11 protein-coding genes are annotated in these 16,383 nt (G+C 59.2%); 6 read left to right on the plus strand and 5 right to left on the minus strand.

Annotation, left to right across the window (positions count from 1 at the left end; all coding sequences use genetic code 11):
- Positions 1 to 13: 13 nt before the first annotated feature.
- Positions 14 to 4,900 (minus strand): NAD-glutamate dehydrogenase, encoded by a 4,887-nt coding sequence (locus AAGD24_RS13310; RefSeq protein ID WP_036204931.1) that lies wholly within the window; start codon positions 4,898 to 4,900, stop codon positions 14 to 16.
- 144 nt (positions 4,901 to 5,044) lie between these two features.
- On the opposite strand from AAGD24_RS13310, the gene AAGD24_RS13315 reads away from it, so the two are divergent.
- Genes AAGD24_RS13315 through AAGD24_RS13340 form a run of 6 tightly spaced genes read left to right on the plus strand, consistent with a single transcriptional unit; the run spans position 5,045 to position 12,017 of the window.
- Positions 5,045 to 6,007 (plus strand): MoxR family ATPase, encoded by a 963-nt coding sequence (locus AAGD24_RS13315; RefSeq protein WP_036204929.1) that lies wholly within the window; start codon positions 5,045 to 5,047, stop codon positions 6,005 to 6,007.
- Between the two features lie 10 nt (positions 6,008 to 6,017).
- Positions 6,018 to 6,962 carry a DUF58 domain-containing protein gene (locus AAGD24_RS13320; RefSeq protein WP_379867349.1) on the plus strand — a complete coding sequence of 315 codons (945 nt, stop codon included), beginning with the start codon at positions 6,018 to 6,020 and terminating at the stop codon, positions 6,960 to 6,962.
- Positions 6,963 to 6,981: 19 nt separating this feature from the next.
- Positions 6,982 to 7,452 (plus strand): DUF4381 domain-containing protein, encoded by a 471-nt coding sequence (locus AAGD24_RS13325; RefSeq protein WP_228209783.1) that lies wholly within the window; start codon positions 6,982 to 6,984, stop codon positions 7,450 to 7,452.
- Entirely contained in the window at positions 7,446 to 8,468 is a 1,023-nt protein-coding gene (locus AAGD24_RS13330; RefSeq protein WP_151982531.1) for a VWA domain-containing protein, read from the plus strand. Before AAGD24_RS13325 ends, AAGD24_RS13330 begins: the two co-directional genes overlap by 7 nt.
- Positions 8,461 to 10,272 carry a VWA domain-containing protein gene (locus tag AAGD24_RS13335; RefSeq protein ID WP_228209784.1) on the plus strand — a complete coding sequence of 604 codons (1,812 nt, stop codon included), beginning with the start codon at positions 8,461 to 8,463 and terminating at the stop codon, positions 10,270 to 10,272. The genes AAGD24_RS13330 and AAGD24_RS13335 overlap by 8 nt, the downstream gene beginning before the upstream one ends.
- Positions 10,266 to 12,017, plus strand: a complete 1,752-nt coding sequence (locus tag AAGD24_RS13340) for a BatD family protein (protein ID WP_228209785.1) — start codon at positions 10,266 to 10,268, stop codon at positions 12,015 to 12,017. The genes AAGD24_RS13335 and AAGD24_RS13340 overlap by 7 nt, the downstream gene beginning before the upstream one ends.
- Positions 12,018 to 12,021: 4 nt before the next feature.
- Here AAGD24_RS13340 and ccmI read toward each other — a convergent pair whose 3' ends face one another.
- Genes ccmI through AAGD24_RS13360 form a run of 4 tightly spaced genes read right to left on the minus strand, consistent with a single transcriptional unit; the run spans position 12,022 to position 16,366 of the window.
- On the minus strand, positions 12,022 to 13,299 hold the full coding sequence (ccmI, locus tag AAGD24_RS13345; RefSeq protein WP_228209786.1) for a c-type cytochrome biogenesis protein CcmI: 1,278 nt from the start codon (positions 13,297 to 13,299) through the stop codon (positions 12,022 to 12,024).
- A 42-nt stretch (positions 13,300 to 13,341) separates the two neighbouring features.
- Positions 13,342 to 13,821, minus strand: coding sequence for a cytochrome c-type biogenesis protein (locus AAGD24_RS13350; RefSeq protein ID WP_075194752.1), 480 nt, complete (start codon positions 13,819 to 13,821; stop codon positions 13,342 to 13,344).
- Complete coding sequence (locus AAGD24_RS13355) at positions 13,821 to 14,357, minus strand: DsbE family thiol:disulfide interchange protein (protein ID WP_199447870.1); 537 nt, start codon at positions 14,355 to 14,357, stop codon at positions 13,821 to 13,823. The genes AAGD24_RS13350 and AAGD24_RS13355 overlap by 1 nt, the downstream gene beginning before the upstream one ends.
- The gene (locus AAGD24_RS13360) at positions 14,354 to 16,366 is read right to left on the minus strand and encodes a heme lyase CcmF/NrfE family subunit (protein WP_228209787.1); all 2,013 of its coding nucleotides are present in this window, start codon (positions 16,364 to 16,366) and stop codon (positions 14,354 to 14,356) included. Before AAGD24_RS13360 ends, AAGD24_RS13355 begins: the two co-directional genes overlap by 4 nt.
- Positions 16,367 to 16,383 lie beyond the last annotated feature (17 nt).

Here is a 16,383-nt window from a genome sequence, read left to right on the forward strand (position 1 = left end):
CATAAATCAATCATCAACTGGTCTGAGTCAGGTCGGAGTCGTGATGTTCGTGCATGGTGCTCTGAGCCAGATCCAGTAGCTCTCGCAACGCCACGGAAAACATCGCATATTCCGGTTCACGCACCCCTTTGAGTTCCGTCAGCATGGACTTCCAGCGGCTTATCATGGTGCTGTGCCGCGCCATCCAGTTATCAACAGCACCGCTGACATCCCCAGGCTTGGCAGCCAGCCTGAGTACACCCGTGGTCAACGCCCTCTGTTGCCAATCCAGGTCCTCACGGAAACTCTCCCTCGCAAGGGCCTGCCAGTGAGACGCGGGCACCAGGGCAGCAATGGCGTTGGCAAACCAGTTCAGGTCCAGCTTGTCGCCGAGATCGTAATAGAGATTGGCGACGGTTTTCAGAGGCATGCCCGTTGCCTCGCGGGCCTCGATGATGCCGAGAGACGAATAGAGGTAGCTGGTACCTGCCGCCACAGAGGCCAGATCTTCCGGCAAGCCAGACTCGACCAGTTCGTTATGGCGTTTTTTCCAATCAGCACAAGCCTGTTCGCCGAGATAATCCGGCAGGTCGGCCGTGATCTTCCAGACGCTGTCGGCGAAACGCTCCATATGGCTCTGAATACCAAGTTCTGCCCGGCGGTTGCGCAGCAGCCAGCGAACAGCTCGGCGAATCAGTCGCATCAGGTCACCCATCAGATCCATCTGAACCTTGGCCGGGATAAAGTAATCCAGGTATTCCACCTTGTCCCACCAAGTGTCCAGCCGGAAGACATCACGAGCGATGATCCAGGCCAACGCAATCGACGCCGCGTCGGCCCCGGTTGACTGCTTCAACCGCTCCACGAAGGTGATCCCCATGTGGTTGACCATGTCGTTGGCAATCTGCGTCGCAATGATCTCACGGCGCAATTGGTGCTCACCCAGCTCTTTGGAGAACTTGCGGGTCAGGTCCTGAGGAAACACCTTGTACATTTCCCCAGCCAACAGGGGCTCATCCGGCAAACTGCTGTCGATCAGGGTCTGCTTCAGATCCCCCTTGACGTAGGAAATCAGCACGGACAGTTCCGGACGGGTTAACCCTTTCTTGTCCAGCTTACGCTCGGACAGGGTTTCGTCGTCAGGCAGGAATTCCAGACTGCGATTCAGCTTGCCCTCGCTTTCCATGGTGTTCATCAGCCGGCGGTATTCTTCGAGCCGGGTAATGGCCCCCACACTGGCAATACTGATGGCCTGGGTCTGCCGATAATTGTTCTTGAGCACCAGGGCGGCCACATCATCCGTCATTTCCTCCAGCATGATGTTGCGCTGTTTATCCGTTAGATCCCCCATCGCAACCGCCTGGTTCAGGAGGATCTTCATGTTCACTTCGTGGTCGGAGCAATCCACACCGCCGGAGTTGTCGATGAAGTCGGTATTGAGCCGGCCGCCGCGTAGCGCGAACTCGATACGCCCGAACTGCGTCAGGCCCAGGTTCCCACCTTCGCCCACAATCTTGCAGCGCAGCTCAGAACCGTTGATACGAACCGCATCGTTGGCCTTGTCCCCAACGTCCCCGTGGGACTCGCCCTGACCCTTGACGTAGGTTCCAATGCCACCCACCCAAAGCAGGTCAGCCTGGGCCTTCAGAATGTGGGTAATCAACATGTTGGGCGGCACCCGGTCGGATTTAATCCCCAGTAGTTTCTTCATTTCCGGGCTGACTGGAATGGATTTGGCGCTGCGATTAAAGATGCCACCACCTTTGGAAATCAGGCTGGTGTCGTAATCAGTCCAGGACGAGCGTGGTAGCTCGAACAAACGCTTACGCTCTTTGTAGCTTTTCGCCGCGTCCGGAGCCGGATCGATAAAAATATGCACATGGTTGAAGGCGGCGACCAACTTTGTCTTTTCCGATGAAAGCAGGCCGTTGCCGAACACGTCTCCCGCCATATCACCGATACCGATGGCGGTGAACTCATCCAGGGCCGGGTTGATGCCCAGCTCGCGAAAATGGCGTTCCACGGACACCCAGGCACCACGGGCGGTTATGCCCATTTTCTTGTGGTCATAACCGTTGCTGCCACCGGAGGCAAAAGCATCCCCCATCCAGAAGCCATACTCCGCGGCCAGACCATTGGCGATGTCCGAGAAAGTTGCAGTCCCCTTGTCCGCAGCCACAACCAGGTAATGGTCATCCTCATCGTGACGAATCACCGACGCTGGCGGCTGGATACCGGCGTCCACCAGGTTGTCGGTAATGTCCAGCAGGCCACGGATGAACGTTTTATAGGCCTCGATACCCTCGGCCTGAAAGGCCTCGCGATCCGACATGTCCGGAAGGCGTTTAGCCACGAAACCGCCCTTGGCACCGACTGGCACGATCACCGCGTTCTTGACCTGCTGGGCTTTCACCAGCCCGAGAATCTCGGTGCGATAGTCCTCGAAACGGTCGGACCAGCGCAAGCCCCCTCGGGCCACCTTGCCACCACGCAGATGCACGCCCTCAACCCGCGGTGAGTAGACGAAAATCTCGAACATGGGCATGGGCAGCGGCATATCCGGAATGCGGGAGGGGTCGAATTTCACACTGATATAGGGCTTTGTCTTACCTTCGCCGTCGGGCTGGTAATAGTTGGTACGCAGGGTAGCCTGCATCAGCTCCAGGAACAGGCGCAGGACCCGGTCTTCACTCAGGTTCTCTACCTCATCCAGCCCGGCGTTGAACTCGATCTCAAGCTTCTGTTGCGCAGCCGCACTTTTGCCCTCGCTCTGGTAACGCTCCGGATTGAAGCGCACCTCAAAGAATTCCAGCAACAACCGCGTCAGGTCCACATGGTTGACCAGGGTGTTGGAGATAAAGGTCTGGCTGTTGGAAAAGCGGATCTGACGCATGTAACGGGCGAAGGTCCGCAGCAAGGCGATCTCCCGCCAGCTCATGTAGGAGGACAGCAGCAGCCTGTTGAAGGCGTCGTTCTCGGCATCGCCGTACCACACGCGACGGAACAGATCCTCGAAAATAGGCCGGATACGATGGATATCCACCACTTTCCCACTGTGCGCCTGCAGGGTGAAGTCGTGTATCCATACGGTCTTGCCTTTCCGGTCACTGACTTCAAAGGGGTGCTCGCCGATCACCCGGAAACCCAGATTGTCGAATATGGGCATCACATCGGACAGCGGCAGCGGCTCATCCGGGTAGAAAAGCTTAAAGTGAAGCGTACTCTCATCCTCTTCCAGAGCCCGATAGAAGCTCATGGTGAGATGCTTTTCCTCAGCTGCACCGGAGATATGCTCAAGATCAATGGCAGCACGCCGGGGCGAGAACATGTCTTTGTAACTGGCAGGGAAACCGCCAGAGTACACGCGGAACATCTCGTTACCCTGCTCTTCGCCATAGGCCTCGGTCAGCGCTTCCAGCAGGCCATCACGCCAGGACTGTGCCAGCCCGATCACCTTGTCACGAATCTCGGAAATCGGAAGCTGCCGGTTTTCCACCTGGGGCACCCGTATCGTGAACTGCACCCGCGCCAGAACCGATTCGGAAAAGTGGGTCACAAATTCGATGTCTTCGGCACCCAGGGTCTCCAGCAACTCCTGTTCGACCTTCAGGCGCAACTCGGTGTTGTAGATATCCCGGGGGAAGAACGCCAGGCAGGTCACGAACTGGCCATACACGTCTTCCCGCATGAACAGCTCGATACGACGACGTTCCTGAATGTAGAGAATGCTCTTGGCGACGGACAGCAGCTCGCCCGGCTCTATCTGGAACAGTTCGTCCCGGGGATACACCGTGAGGATCTGATCCAGCTCCTTGCCCGCGTAGTCATCACGCAGGAACCCCGACCGCCGCATGACCGTCTGGAACTTGCGGCGCAGCAGGGGGATTTCATCCGGGCGTTCGTTGTAGACCCGTGAGGTATACAACCCCAGGAAACGGCGCTCGCCGACCACCTCGCCCTTGCTGTTGAACTTCTTGACGGCGATGTAGTCCGGATAGGCCGGACGGTGAACCCGTGAACGCTGGGCCGACTTCGCGAAAATGAAGATATCATCGGTGCGGGTCATTTCATGCCGGGTGCGCTGTGGCAATTCATTGAGCCGAACACGATCCGGGCGCTCGTTGTTCACCCGCAGGATGCCCAGTTCGGAATTCTCCACACGGCGGACCACCAGCCCGCTCTTGTCCTTGGCAAAATCGTATTCGTCGTAGCCGAGGAAGGTGAAGTGGTCCTTGACCAGCCACGCCAGGAAGGCCTTCGCCTCTTCCTTTTCCTCCTCGTCGATACCGGCCGTGGTATTATCCAGCTCTCGGCTGATTTCATTGACTTTTTCAGTCACAATCGGAAAGTCACTGACCGCTATTCGGACTTCATGAAGAATGGTTTGCAGCACCTCTTCAAGCGATCTCAGGTCTTCCGGGCTGCTATGCCGGTCAATCTCCAGCACAATGAACGCCTCGTAGCTGGCATTGGCGGACTTCTTTTTCGGAGGATGCAGTTTTTTCAGTTTGCCCTGAGTGTCCCGCTCCACCTGAAGTATGGAGTGCTGAATCGAGTGGGTACCGATTTCCCGCTGGTTAATGGCAATTCGCAGGGAATCGATTAGAAACGGCATGTTCGGATGAAGAATAAAAATGACAGTATGCGTTGACTGCCAGCCATCACTTTCGAGGTCCGGATTGAACACGGACACAGGGGTTTCCTCGGCGGACCGTTTCTGAAGAAATTGCCAGGCCGCGAGGATAGCCCCATAGGTATCGGAAAATCGTCGACTTATAAGTTCTTCAAGAGGAATGTGAGCATAATGCTGCTTCGCGAATTCACTGATCTTTTTCGCTTCGGTTTTCGCTATTTTTTCAGCGAAAGCTTCGTCCAGCTGTTGGAAAAACTGTTCCTTGCTGGCGATCGTCAGCGCATTCATAGTCGACCTCTGTGAGTGTGAAATAAACGTAATCGGTGTACCGTCACATAAGCATAGTCAAAGCCTTGATTTTTGCCCCACAGATGCGAAAACTGCGGCATCTACTTACGCGAACCGTCTCTGCAGTAGGAGTGGACACCCCCCATGGCATTACAGCATACGTTTGGAGAGCTCAGGTCTCAGTTAGCAAAAAGGATTATTGGCCAGGAAAAACTGGTGGACCGTTTGCTGATTGCCCTGTTGGCCGATGGCCACCTGCTGGTTGAGGGCGCTCCCGGCCTGGCAAAAACCACCGCCATCAAGGCCCTCGCCGACCACCTCGAAGGCGACTTTCACCGTATCCAGTTCACCCCGGACCTGCTGCCATCCGACGTCACCGGCAGTGAGATCTACCGAGCCGAAACCGGGCAATTCGAGTTCCAGCATGGCCCGATCTTCCATAACCTGGTGCTGGCCGATGAAATTAACCGGGCGCCGGCCAAGGTACAGTCAGCGTTGCTCGAAGCCATGGGCGAACGCCAGGTCAGTGTCGGCATGCGCACCTTCCCGCTGGATCGCCTGTTCATGGTAATGGCCACCCAGAACCCCATCGAACAGGAAGGCACCTACCCCCTGCCTGAAGCCCAGCTCGACCGGTTCCTGATGCATGTAGTGATTGACTATCCGTCCGCCGTGGCCGAAAAAGAGATTCTTCACCTGGCGCGCAACGACTACCGCCGTGGGCAGGTGGCCGCTGAAGTCCGCCTGACGGCCGACCAGGTTTTCGAAGCCCGGCATGCGGTTTCCGACATCTATATGTCAGAGCCCGTCGAGCAATACCTGCTGGCTTTGGTGCTGGCCACCCGTGACCCGGCGTCACTCGACCCGGAACTGGCCCGCTGGACTGCCTTCGGAGCCAGCCCACGAGGCACCATCGCGCTGGACCGCTGCGCCAGAGCCATGGCGTGGCTGGAAGGACGGGACTACGTCAGCCCGGACGATGTGCGGAACATTGCCTTCGACGTTCTTCGCCATCGTATTTTGCTGACCTTCGAAGCCGAAGCCGAAGGCCTGACTGCAGATGCTATTATCCAGCGCCTGATAGACCGCGTTCCGGTAACAGCCTGACACCGTGACCATGACGCCCGAAGAGCCAGCGACTCATATTCCCCTTTCCGGTCTCATTCGCCTGCAGGCAGATGCCCGCGCATTGAAGTTGCCTGCTGCGCGTCCGGTAAGATCCCGGCAGGCCGGCCTGCAACGCTCTCCCCGGCGCGGGCGGGGCATGGCCTTTGCTGAAGTGCGCCAGTATCAGCCCGGGGACGATATCCGCAGCATCGACTGGCGGGTGACCGCCCGACGGCAGTCGCCGCACACAAAGCTCTACGAGGAAGAGCGCGAGCGCCCCGTGCTCCTGCTTTGCGACCTCGGGCCTTCACTGTTTTTCGCCAGCACCGGTGCCTACAAACAGGTCCGCGGCGCCCAGATTGCCGGTATCCTGGCCTGGCTTGCCCTTTGGTCTGGCGATCAGGTGGGAGGAATCGTTTTCAACGGCAACGAACTCACCGTACAGCGCCCGGCGCGGCGCAAGAAATCGGTACTGCAGTTCCTCGACACCGTGGCAAGGCTGCAAAGAAGCACGCGCGACTCAAGCGCCGTTGCGGCCGCCGGCGTGGAAAACGCCCCCCTGGATACCGCCCTGCGGGAAGCTCGCCGTGTGGCCCACACCGGTAGCCGCATTTTCGTCATCAGTGACTTCCTGACCATTACCTCAGAAACGTCGCGGCTACTCGGTTCACTGGCACGTCACAACACGGTCAGCGCACTGAGAGTTGTTGACCCATTGGAGCTGAAGTTACCTGAAAGCGGTCGTTTCGCCATTGCCGGCGAAGACGGACCGGTGTGGTTCGATAGCAGCAACCCCCGCTTCCAGAGGGCCTATGCGGACAAGGTTCGCCAGCATACAGAGGCCCTTGAGGAGTGCTTTCGAACGTCGGGGGTACAACCCGCCAGCGTCATGACCGGCGATCAGCCAGCGTTGGCGTTGCAGGCACTGCTTGGCCCCCGGGGGCACATCGGATGACAGGAACCGCAAAGACCCCATGATTCAACAGGACCCACTGAGCCAGCTCAGAGACATTCACCTGCCACAATCCGGAGGCTTCTGGCCACCGGCGCCCGGCTGGTGGTTGCTGATGGCTATCGCAATTGCCCTGGGCATTCTGGCGTTTGTGCTGATCCGACGAAAACGGCGCAAAAACCGCTGGCTGAAAACCGCCATTACAGAATTGAACCGACTGGAGCAGGCCGCAACACCCAACAGCCAATGGTTCGGCGCGCTGAACGCTCTACTGAAACAAGCCGCGCGTATCCGCTACCCTGAACGCCTCCCGGAATCCCTGTCCGGCGAACCCTGGGTTCGCTTTCTTCTGGAAACCAGCCCGAAGGATCGCATTGCCTCACGCCCGGTGGTGGAAGCCATGGTGAACAGCAGTTGGCAACCAACCCCCGAGTGCCATACCAGTGATGCTATCGCGTTCGCCCGTGTCTGGCTGGGAGGCCAAAAATGCTGAGCCTTGCGTTTCCATGGGCCCTGCTACTGGCTCTGGTGCCCCTGATAATCCGTTTACGCAAACGCAGTGCTCAGACTGTGGAGGCACCTGTTTTTCCGGTCGGGCATTGGTTGTCGGACCTGCCGGGTGTCAGCCGTAGCGGCAGCCACGCCCCCCTTTGGCAGCAACTGGCACTGTTGCTGATCTGGCTGCTGCTGGTCGTGGCCCTGGCGCGCCCCCAACACGTCGGCGAACAGGTACAGTTGCCGGTCAGCGGTCGTGACCTGCTTCTGGCAGTGGATATTTCCCCGTCAATGGACGAACAGGACATGGTCATCCAGGGCCGCAGCATAAACCGACTACAGGCGGTGAAGCGCGTGCTGGATGACTTTATCCAGCGCCGTGAAGGTGACCGCCTGGGGCTGCTGTTGTTCGGTACGGAACCCTATATCCAGGCGCCGCTGACCTTTGACCTCGCCACCGTTCGCACGCTGCTGCATGAAGCCGGTATCGGCATGGCCGGGCGGGCCACGGCCATCGGCGACGCCCTTGGTCTGGCGGTCAAACGCCTTCGTGATCGCCCCCAGGAACAACGCGTGGTGATCTTGCTGACCGATGGCGCCAACACCGCTGGTGAGATCGCGCCGGACAAGGCGGCGGAGATTGCAAAAGCCGCTGGCGTACGCATCTACACCATCGGGATTGGTGCCGAAACCATGGTCCAGCGTGGGCTGCTCGGCTCGCGCCGGGTCAACCCATCCCGCGACCTCGATGAAGGTTTGCTGACGCGAATTGCCCAGCAGACCGGCGGTGAGTACTTCCGGGCCCGCAGTCTGCCCGAGCTGGAACTGATCTACGAAAGCATCAACCAGCTCGAACCCATCGAACTGGAAGGCAAACACTATCGACCGGTGACTGAACTGTACGTCTGGCCCGCCGGGATTGCCGTCCTGATCTGGCTGCTACTCCAGGGCGCCAGAGTGGCCAGCAACCGGCTTGAGACCAGAAACAACGCACGGGGAGGGAACCATGGCTGATTTTCACTTCCTGCGCCCACTGTGGCTGCTGTTACTTCTTGTCGCCCTTGTCCTGCCGCTGGTATTCAAACGCGTCCGCCAGAGCGACAGTGGCTGGAGCCGCGTGATACCGCCGCAACTGCTGCGCCCACTGATCAGTCAATCTGGTGCAGCGGGCGGTCAAAAACGCTCGCCCGTATTGCCGGTCGTTGCCGCCCTCGTGGTGCTTGCCGTTGCCCTCGCCGGCCCGTCGTGGCGCAAGGCGCCCACGCCACTGCAACAACAGAATGACAGCCTTGTTATCGTGCTGGACCTGTCGCTGTCAATGCTTGCCACCGATGTAACGCCCGACCGCCTAACTGTGGCCAAGCGCAAGATTCGCGATATTCTGAAAGCACGGGAGGGAAGCCTGACCGCCCTGGTGGTCTATGCCGCGGACGCTCATGCGGTCACACCGCTGACGGATGACAGCAATACCATCGAGGGCATGCTGGAGGTTCTCGAACCGGTGATCATGCCAGCTGCAGGAAACCGAACCGATCTCGGCATACAACGTGGCCTTGACCTGCTGGAACAGGGCGCCCCGGGGACGGGGCGACTGTTACTGATTGCAGACAATGTGGACGAGCGTTACCTTCCTCGCATCAGCGATACCCTGACGGGCAGTCGGTTCGCGCTCAGCACCCTGACCGTTGGTACTTCAGAGGGTGGTCCAATACCGCTGGCACGCCAAGGATTCATTCGTGATGGCGGCGACATCGTGATTACCCGTGCGGACCCCGCAGGCATGGCGGAACTGGCGAAAAGCAATGGTGGAGACAGTCATAGCCTGACCATTACGGACGAGGACATCCGCAGCCTGGAGCTGCGCCCCATTGACTCGGACAACTGGCAAGACAGCGAGCGCGACCTGACGGTCAACCGCTGGCAGGATGATGGCTACTGGCTATTGTGGCTGGCCGCGCCACTGGCATTGCTCGGCTGGCGTCGCGGTGCCATGGTGGCGGTACTGCTAACACTTTTGCCCCTCACCCCACGTCCCGCAATGGCCATGGACTGGGACGCCCTTTGGTCCCGGGAGGATCAGCGTGCGCCCGCGCTGATCGAAGAAGACCCGGAACAGGCAGCCAGGATTCTCGACAATCCCCAGTGGCGTGGTAGCGCACTCTATCGCTCAGGTGACTATGAGTCCGCAGCGGGCGCGTTCGCCAGCGAAGACACGCCCAGGGCAAGCTACAACCGCGGCAACGCCCTGGCCCGTGCCGGCAAGCTGGAAGAAGCGCTCGAGGCCTACGAGAATGTGCTGGCGATGCAACCTGGACATGAAGACGCCTTGTTCAACCGTGACCTGGTGAAACAGCTGCTGGAGCAGCAACAGAACCAATCCAGCGGGGACGGCAGTGAATCGTCAGATCAGGACGGCAATCAACAGCAGCAGGGTAACCAGCAGAACTCACAGAATGGGTCGGATACTCAGAACCAGGACGGCGACCCGTCAGATCAGGCCGGGCAGAACCAGCCGGATAATCAACACAATGGACAGCAAAAGAACGAGCCAGAGGATAGCCAACGGAACGGCCAAAGCGACCAACAGGAAAAGCAGGAGGAGAGCGCTCAACAACGCCAACGTGATGCCGACGCTTCAGCGAGCGACGGACAAACATCCAGGGCACCGGCGGAGCTTGATACTTCCCCGCTGACCCAGGGACAGGAACAATGGCTCCGGCGCGTGCCCGATAATCCGGGCGGACTGTTGAGGCGCAAATTCCTGCAACAATACCAGGAACGAGAAACACCATCTGACGAGGGCGATACACCATGGTAAGCCGGCTGACCGGTCCGTTTATTCTGATACTGCTGCTTGTCACCATGGCAGGACCGGCCATGGCAGCCAACGATCTGACCGTCGAACCCGACAGAACCCGTCTTTACGAGGGCGAAGTGCTTACCCTGAGCGTCAAGGGCAGCACCAAAATCGATATCAATCTGGGAAACCTGTTCGATTTCGACTTGTCGAGTCTGCCAAAACCGGACATCGAAAAGGTAGAAGACGACTTCGAAATTCTCGCCCGCAACCAGCAATACTCCATTCGCACCGTCAACAATGAAATGGTGGGCGAGATCACATGGACGTACCAGCTCGCGCCCAAAAAGACCGGTGAATTGACCATTCCGCCCCTGAGCTTCCGAGATTCCCGTTCAACCCCCGTCACCATTGAGGTTATCAGCGGCACCCCACCCGATCAGGAGACCGAGGCCCAAAGAGACAGCTTTATCGAGCTGGCCGCGGACAAGGACGAAGTGTACGTTCAGGAACAGCTGGTGCTCACCATCAAGCTGTTTTTCACCGGCAACCTCATTCGCGGCGAGCTCTCCGAACCGGAGCACCCGAATGCCATTGTCGAATCGCTGGGCAAGCAGAACGAGTACACCCGCTACCGGGACGGTGTTCGCTATCGTGTGGTTGAGCGCCGTTACGCATTGTTTCCCCAAAGAGAAGGACAACTCAGTCTGCAGCCCATCCGCTTTGAGGGCCAGGCCCGGAATGAACAGGGCCAATTGAAGTTTCTCCGCGACAGCGCCAACCTGTTTGATATCACCGTCAAGGGTGTGCCAGCGGAATTCAGCGGAGACACCTGGTTGCCCGCCCGCACGCTGGAGCTGACCCAGTCCGGACTGCCACGAAACCAGAACCTGACAGCGGGCCAGAACCTTACCAGAAGCCTCACCATGAGGACGGAGGGCCTGCCTGCCGAATCGCTGCCGCCGTTCCCGGAACAGACGCCCGATAGCATACGGGCTTACCCGGAAAAGCCCGAGCGCACGACCACACCCGGCACCGAAGGGCTGACTTCGACACTGACCCAGACCACGGCACTGGTACCAGTGCAGCCTGGAAAATTAACCTTGCCCGAGATCCGGATCCCCTGGTGGGATACTGAAAGCGACAGCGAAAAAGTAGCGGTTATTCCGCCACATACACTGGTCGTTGAGGGGATACCCGGCCAGATCGACTCGGTGCCTAGTAATCCGGAAGACGCATCGGAAACGGACACCAGGACCAACAATGACCCGGTATCAGGTGAGACTGACGGGGAATCCGGCGCTGGCTTCTGGCCGTTGGCCACACTGGCCGCTCTGGTGGGTTGGCTGATCACACTGGCGGCCTGGTGGTACAGCAGGCGTCGCACCAGTGCTGGCAAGGTCGTGGCGAGTCAGGGAGACAACCGGGAAAAGGTGCTATTCCGGGATCTGTGCGAGGCAGCGCAGGCGGGATCGCCCAAAACGACCGACCTGCTTGTACGCTGGATGTCTCAAAGGCATCCGGAACGCACTTTCCAAAGCGTAACGGATGTGAACCGGTTTCTGGACGACACGGAACTGGCCGCCGAGATCGAACAGCTTCAGCAGCGATTGTTCGGGACACCCGGTGAATCGGCTACGTCGGAGCCCTGGCAGGGAGAACGGCTTGTGGCAGCGCTGATCCGCGTGCGCGGAACCGCCAGTGAGTCAGCTCCCGGGGATCAGCTGCCGCCGCTCTACCCGCAGGGCCTGAGCACCAGCCGGTGACAGATTACTGCACCAGTTGGGTGTCAATTACCAGGGTGACAGGCTCGTTTTCGCCTTCACCCACTGGCACCGGCTGATCCACCTCGCCCTGCCAGTCACCCGCCTGGGGCCTGGCGTTGCCAGAGCGCGACAGGCGCGCTTGCAGGCGCACTTCACCCGCCTCCGACAGCTTTGCATTCGCGGACATATTGAAGCGGTCGTCCAATCGGATCTCCATCGGCAACTGGCCCGCACTCAGCCGTGCCACAGCCAGAGGTGGCCCGCCCTGAACATTCGCGCGACGCGCCAGAACAAACAGGGTGGTGTCGTCAGGAATCTCGCCCTGGAATGCTTCGTCTATTTCCACCTGGACGGTTACGCCGGCCCCGGATACCTCTGACGGCTGCTCCTGCGGCATCTCCCGACCCAGGCGCTGATAGGCCTGTTCAATGCCCTGGCGGATGGACGCAATCTGGGGATGATTGGGCGCCACCGACACAATGCGCTCCCAATACCGGATCGCCTCCTCAAAGTTCTGCTGGCTGAAGGCATGGATGCCGAGCAGGCCTAGGGAGTTGACCTCGTCGGGATTCAGCGATCTGGCTTTTTCAATGGCGTTCGACACCTCTGGGTTGAGGTCACCCTCACTCAGGAAAAATGCAGCCTGGGCTGACAATCCCCAGGCAACAGCTTTGCCGTTCTCATCATCCTCGATACTCTCTGCCAGCCGTTCGAAGGCCCACGCCGCATCCTCATACTGCTCAATGCGCATATAGCTACGCCCCAGCATAGCCCAGCCCTCGGTGTTCTCCGGATTGTCCTCCAACCGCTCGCGAAGCTGGGCCGTCAGTTCCTGCATCTGGCCCAGGCGATCGCTGTCGGCTGCCATCATTTCCTGCATGGCGCGGAACTGCTCGACGTCGTCCATGGCGCCCCACTGTCCGTACAGGTATACCGCAGCGGCGGGAATAACCGCGAGGCTGGCAATCGCAATGACGATGGCGCTTTTCCCGCCCCTGGCCCGATCCGGTGAAGCAATAACACCACGCTCAGCATCCGGGACATCATCAAGCATGCTGCCGGCCAGCTCTTCCCGGAGCTGTTGATAGCTTTCCTCGTCCAGCGCGCCGGCTTCAAACTCGCGATCCAGTTCCGCCATTCGGCTGCGATATGCCAGCAGGTTCTGGTTGCGCAGATCCATTTCCGCGCGCCGGCCGGAACGGTGCAGGAACAACGGCGCCACCACAAACGCCAGGGCAAGTACGATTAATACAGCGGCCGTCAGCCAGAAGGTCTGTGTCATAGAACGGTCATTAATCCGGTTGAGAAAGAGTGTTGTTTGAAGTCAGGTGCGGCTGGAGTCATCGCCATCGAGCATTCTGGATGCCCGTGCACGCTCTTCGTCGGTTAGGGCTGGCTCGTCCTGTCCGGCCCTGCGGGAACGGATGACAATCCCGGCCACCACCATCAGGCCACCCAGGACGACGATGGCTGGCGTTGCCCACAGCAGGATGGTGCGGCTATCCACCTCCGGCTTGTATCGCACGAATTCACCAAAGCGGTCGACCAGTGCTCCGACAATTTCCTCGTTGCTGGCGCCATCAGACATCATCCGGTACACCTCGTCGCGCATGTCCTTGGAAATCGGCGCATTGGAATCGGCGATGTTCTGGTTCTGGCACTTCGGGCAACGCAACTCCGAAATCAGGGTCTGGAACCTCTGCTCCTGCGCCTGCGTATCAAACCCGTAAACGTCGCGGGCATCCGCTACCGACATCGGCGCAATTGTCATCAGTAACAGCCATGCAAACACCGGGCGCCACATCAGATCTTCTCCCTGAACCGATCGACGATGGGCTTGATGTCCTGCTCCCATACTTTTTCGTTGACCACGCCAACATGGCGGTAACGCACAATACCTTCCGCATCAATGACATAGGTTTCCGGCGCGCCATAAACCCCCAGGTCAAACCCGAGGCTGCCACGGGGATCGTAGATCGACACCTGATACGGGTCGCCCAACCGATCAAGCCAGACCAGGGCATCATCCCGGTTGTCCTTATAGTTAAGGCCAACGATACGCACGCCTTTCTCTTCCGCCAGCCAGACCAGATCACCATGCTCATCCCGGCAGGCCGGGCACCAAGTACCCCAGACATTCAGCAGGGACACATGCCCTTCAAAAACCTCACGAGTCAGCTCGCGACTTTCGTTGTGGAGATCCGTCAACAAAAACTCGGGCACCGGTTTGCCGATCAACGCCGACTCGAGTTTGTTGGGGTCTTTGCCAATACCGGCGAACAGGACCACTCCGAGTACCACAGCGAGGATCAACGGCGTGAACAGCAGCAGCCGCTTCATGACGCCGCTCCTGCCGGGTCTGCGCCGCACTCACCGCCTGCGTTCGGTGCCTTGGCCTTACCGTTTTCCGCAACCTTGCCGCGAATGCGATAGCGGCGGTCCGAAATGGCCAGGAAGCCACCAGCGGCCATAAACAGCGCCCCCAACCACAACCAGCGGACCAGCGGTTTGTATTGAAGCCGGATCGCCCAGGCATCGTCAGACACCCGTTCACCGATGGCGACAAAAATATCCCGGAACAGACCGCCGTCAATACCAGCCTCGGTCATGGTGTTACGTTGAACCATGTATCGGCGCTTCTCCGGGTATAGCGTGGATATCAGACCGCCATCCGAATCGTAAACCTCAAAACGGCCGTATTCCGCGGTGAAGTTCTGCCCTCTTCGGTTGCCAATTTCGGCAAACGCAACCCGATAATCACCGACCATCGCGGTGTCCCCGGGCGACATGCGTACGTCCCGCTCGATACCGTAGTTGGAGGCGACCGTCGCACCCGCCATGGTGATGGCCAGCCCCAGATGCCCGAACACCATGCCGTAGTAACTGCGGGATTGACGCCTGAGGCCGTGGAGGCGCCCCTTCCGTGACCCGGACTTTTCCCAGAGATCCCAAAAGGTGGCCACCGTAATCCACATCGCTGAGAACAGGCCCCCAAACGCCCAGGGCTCAAACTTGCCGTACCCAACCAGCACAGCACTGGTCCCGATCATACTGACAGCCAACGGCCACAGCAGTTTGCGGCCCAGCCAGCCGCCGTCGGTTTTCTTCCAGCGGGAGAATATACCTGCCCCCAACAGCAAGCCGGCGGCAATTCCAAGGGGGCTGAAGGTTAGATTGAAGAAGGGTTCACCGATGGATAGCCGCCCCATGTCCAGGTAGTCCAGAACCAATGGATAAAGAGTCCCCACCAACACCAACAGGGTTGCGGCAACCAACAACACATTGTTCATCAGCAGGAAGATTTCACGGGACAGGCTGCCGTAACGGGAGCGCACATGCACCACCGGCGCCCTGAACGCGTACAGGGTCAAGCTCGAAACAATCGTAATCGCCAGTAGCGCCAGCAGGAATGTCCCCCGGTCGGGGTCTGAGGCGAAGGCGTGGACAGAGGTCAGCACCCCGGAACGCACCAGGAAGGTTCCCAGCAGGCTCAGGGCGAAGGTTACGATGGCCAGCAGCACGGTCCAACTCTTGAATACGCCGCGCTTCTCGGTGACGGCCAGACTGTGCATCAGCGCCGTTCCCGACAACCAGGGCAGCAGCGAGGCATTCTCGACCGGGTCCCAGAACCACCAGCCGCCCCAACCCAGTTCGTAATAGGCCCACCAGCTACCCAGGGCAATGCCCAGGGAAAGGAAAGCCCAGGCCACTGTGGTCCAGGGGCGGGACCAACGAGCCCAGGCCGCATCCAGTTTGCCATTGATCAGCGCGGCAATGGCAAAGGCAAAAGCCACGGAGAAGCCCACATACCCCATGTACAACATGGGTGGATGCACGATCAGCCCGAAATCCTGCAACAGCGGGTTCAGGTCGGCGCCATCGGCCGGCACATTGGGGAGCGTACGATCGAAAGGATTGGAGGTCATGATGGTAAACAACAGGAAGCCCACCGTGACCATACCAAGCACCGACAACACCTGGGACACCATCACCGACGGCAGGCGCCGGCTGAATATGGCGACCGCCAGCGTCCAGCCAACGAGCATCAGCACCCAGAGCAACAGTGAGCCTTCATGGCCGCCCCAAACCGCGCTGAATTTGTAGTACCAGGGCAACATGCTATTGCTGTTGTTGGCGACATAGGCCACGGAAAAGTCATCGGTCACAAACGCGTGAGTCAGAAGACCAAAGGCCAGGGCAACGAAGACGAACAGGCCCGCTGACAGCGGCCGGGCGAAGGCCAGCAATTGGTCACGCCCCGTCACCGAGCCCACCAGGGGGACCACGGAAAGGAGCACTGCCAGCAACAGCGCGAGTATCAGGGCGATCTGTCCGAGTTCCGGATACATCAGGATTCTCCAACTCT

It is taken from the genome of Marinobacter sp. M5B, from assembly GCF_042604615.1.
GTDB lineage: Bacteria > Pseudomonadota > Gammaproteobacteria > Pseudomonadales > Oleiphilaceae > Marinobacter > Marinobacter salarius.

Coding starts and splice junctions, on each gene's coding strand:
- AAGD24_RS13310 (WP_036204931.1), bottom strand. CDS start 4,900: ATGAATGCGCTGACGATCGCCAGCAAGGAACAGTTTTTCCAACAGCTG.
- AAGD24_RS13315 (WP_036204929.1), top strand. CDS start 5,045: ATGGCATTACAGCATACGTTTGGAGAGCTCAGGTCTCAGTTAGCAAAA.
- AAGD24_RS13320 (WP_379867349.1), top strand. CDS start 6,018: ATGACGCCCGAAGAGCCAGCGACTCATATTCCCCTTTCCGGTCTCATT.
- AAGD24_RS13325 (WP_228209783.1), top strand. CDS start 6,982: ATGATTCAACAGGACCCACTGAGCCAGCTCAGAGACATTCACCTGCCA.
- AAGD24_RS13330 (WP_151982531.1), top strand. CDS start 7,446: ATGCTGAGCCTTGCGTTTCCATGGGCCCTGCTACTGGCTCTGGTGCCC.
- AAGD24_RS13335 (WP_228209784.1), top strand. CDS start 8,461: ATGGCTGATTTTCACTTCCTGCGCCCACTGTGGCTGCTGTTACTTCTT.
- AAGD24_RS13340 (WP_228209785.1), top strand. CDS start 10,266: ATGGTAAGCCGGCTGACCGGTCCGTTTATTCTGATACTGCTGCTTGTC.
- ccmI (WP_228209786.1), bottom strand. CDS start 13,299: ATGACACAGACCTTCTGGCTGACGGCCGCTGTATTAATCGTACTTGCC.
- AAGD24_RS13350 (WP_075194752.1), bottom strand. CDS start 13,821: ATGTGGCGCCCGGTGTTTGCATGGCTGTTACTGATGACAATTGCGCCG.
- AAGD24_RS13355 (WP_199447870.1), bottom strand. CDS start 14,357: ATGAAGCGGCTGCTGCTGTTCACGCCGTTGATCCTCGCTGTGGTACTC.
- AAGD24_RS13360 (WP_228209787.1), bottom strand. CDS start 16,366: ATGTATCCGGAACTCGGACAGATCGCCCTGATACTCGCGCTGTTGCTG.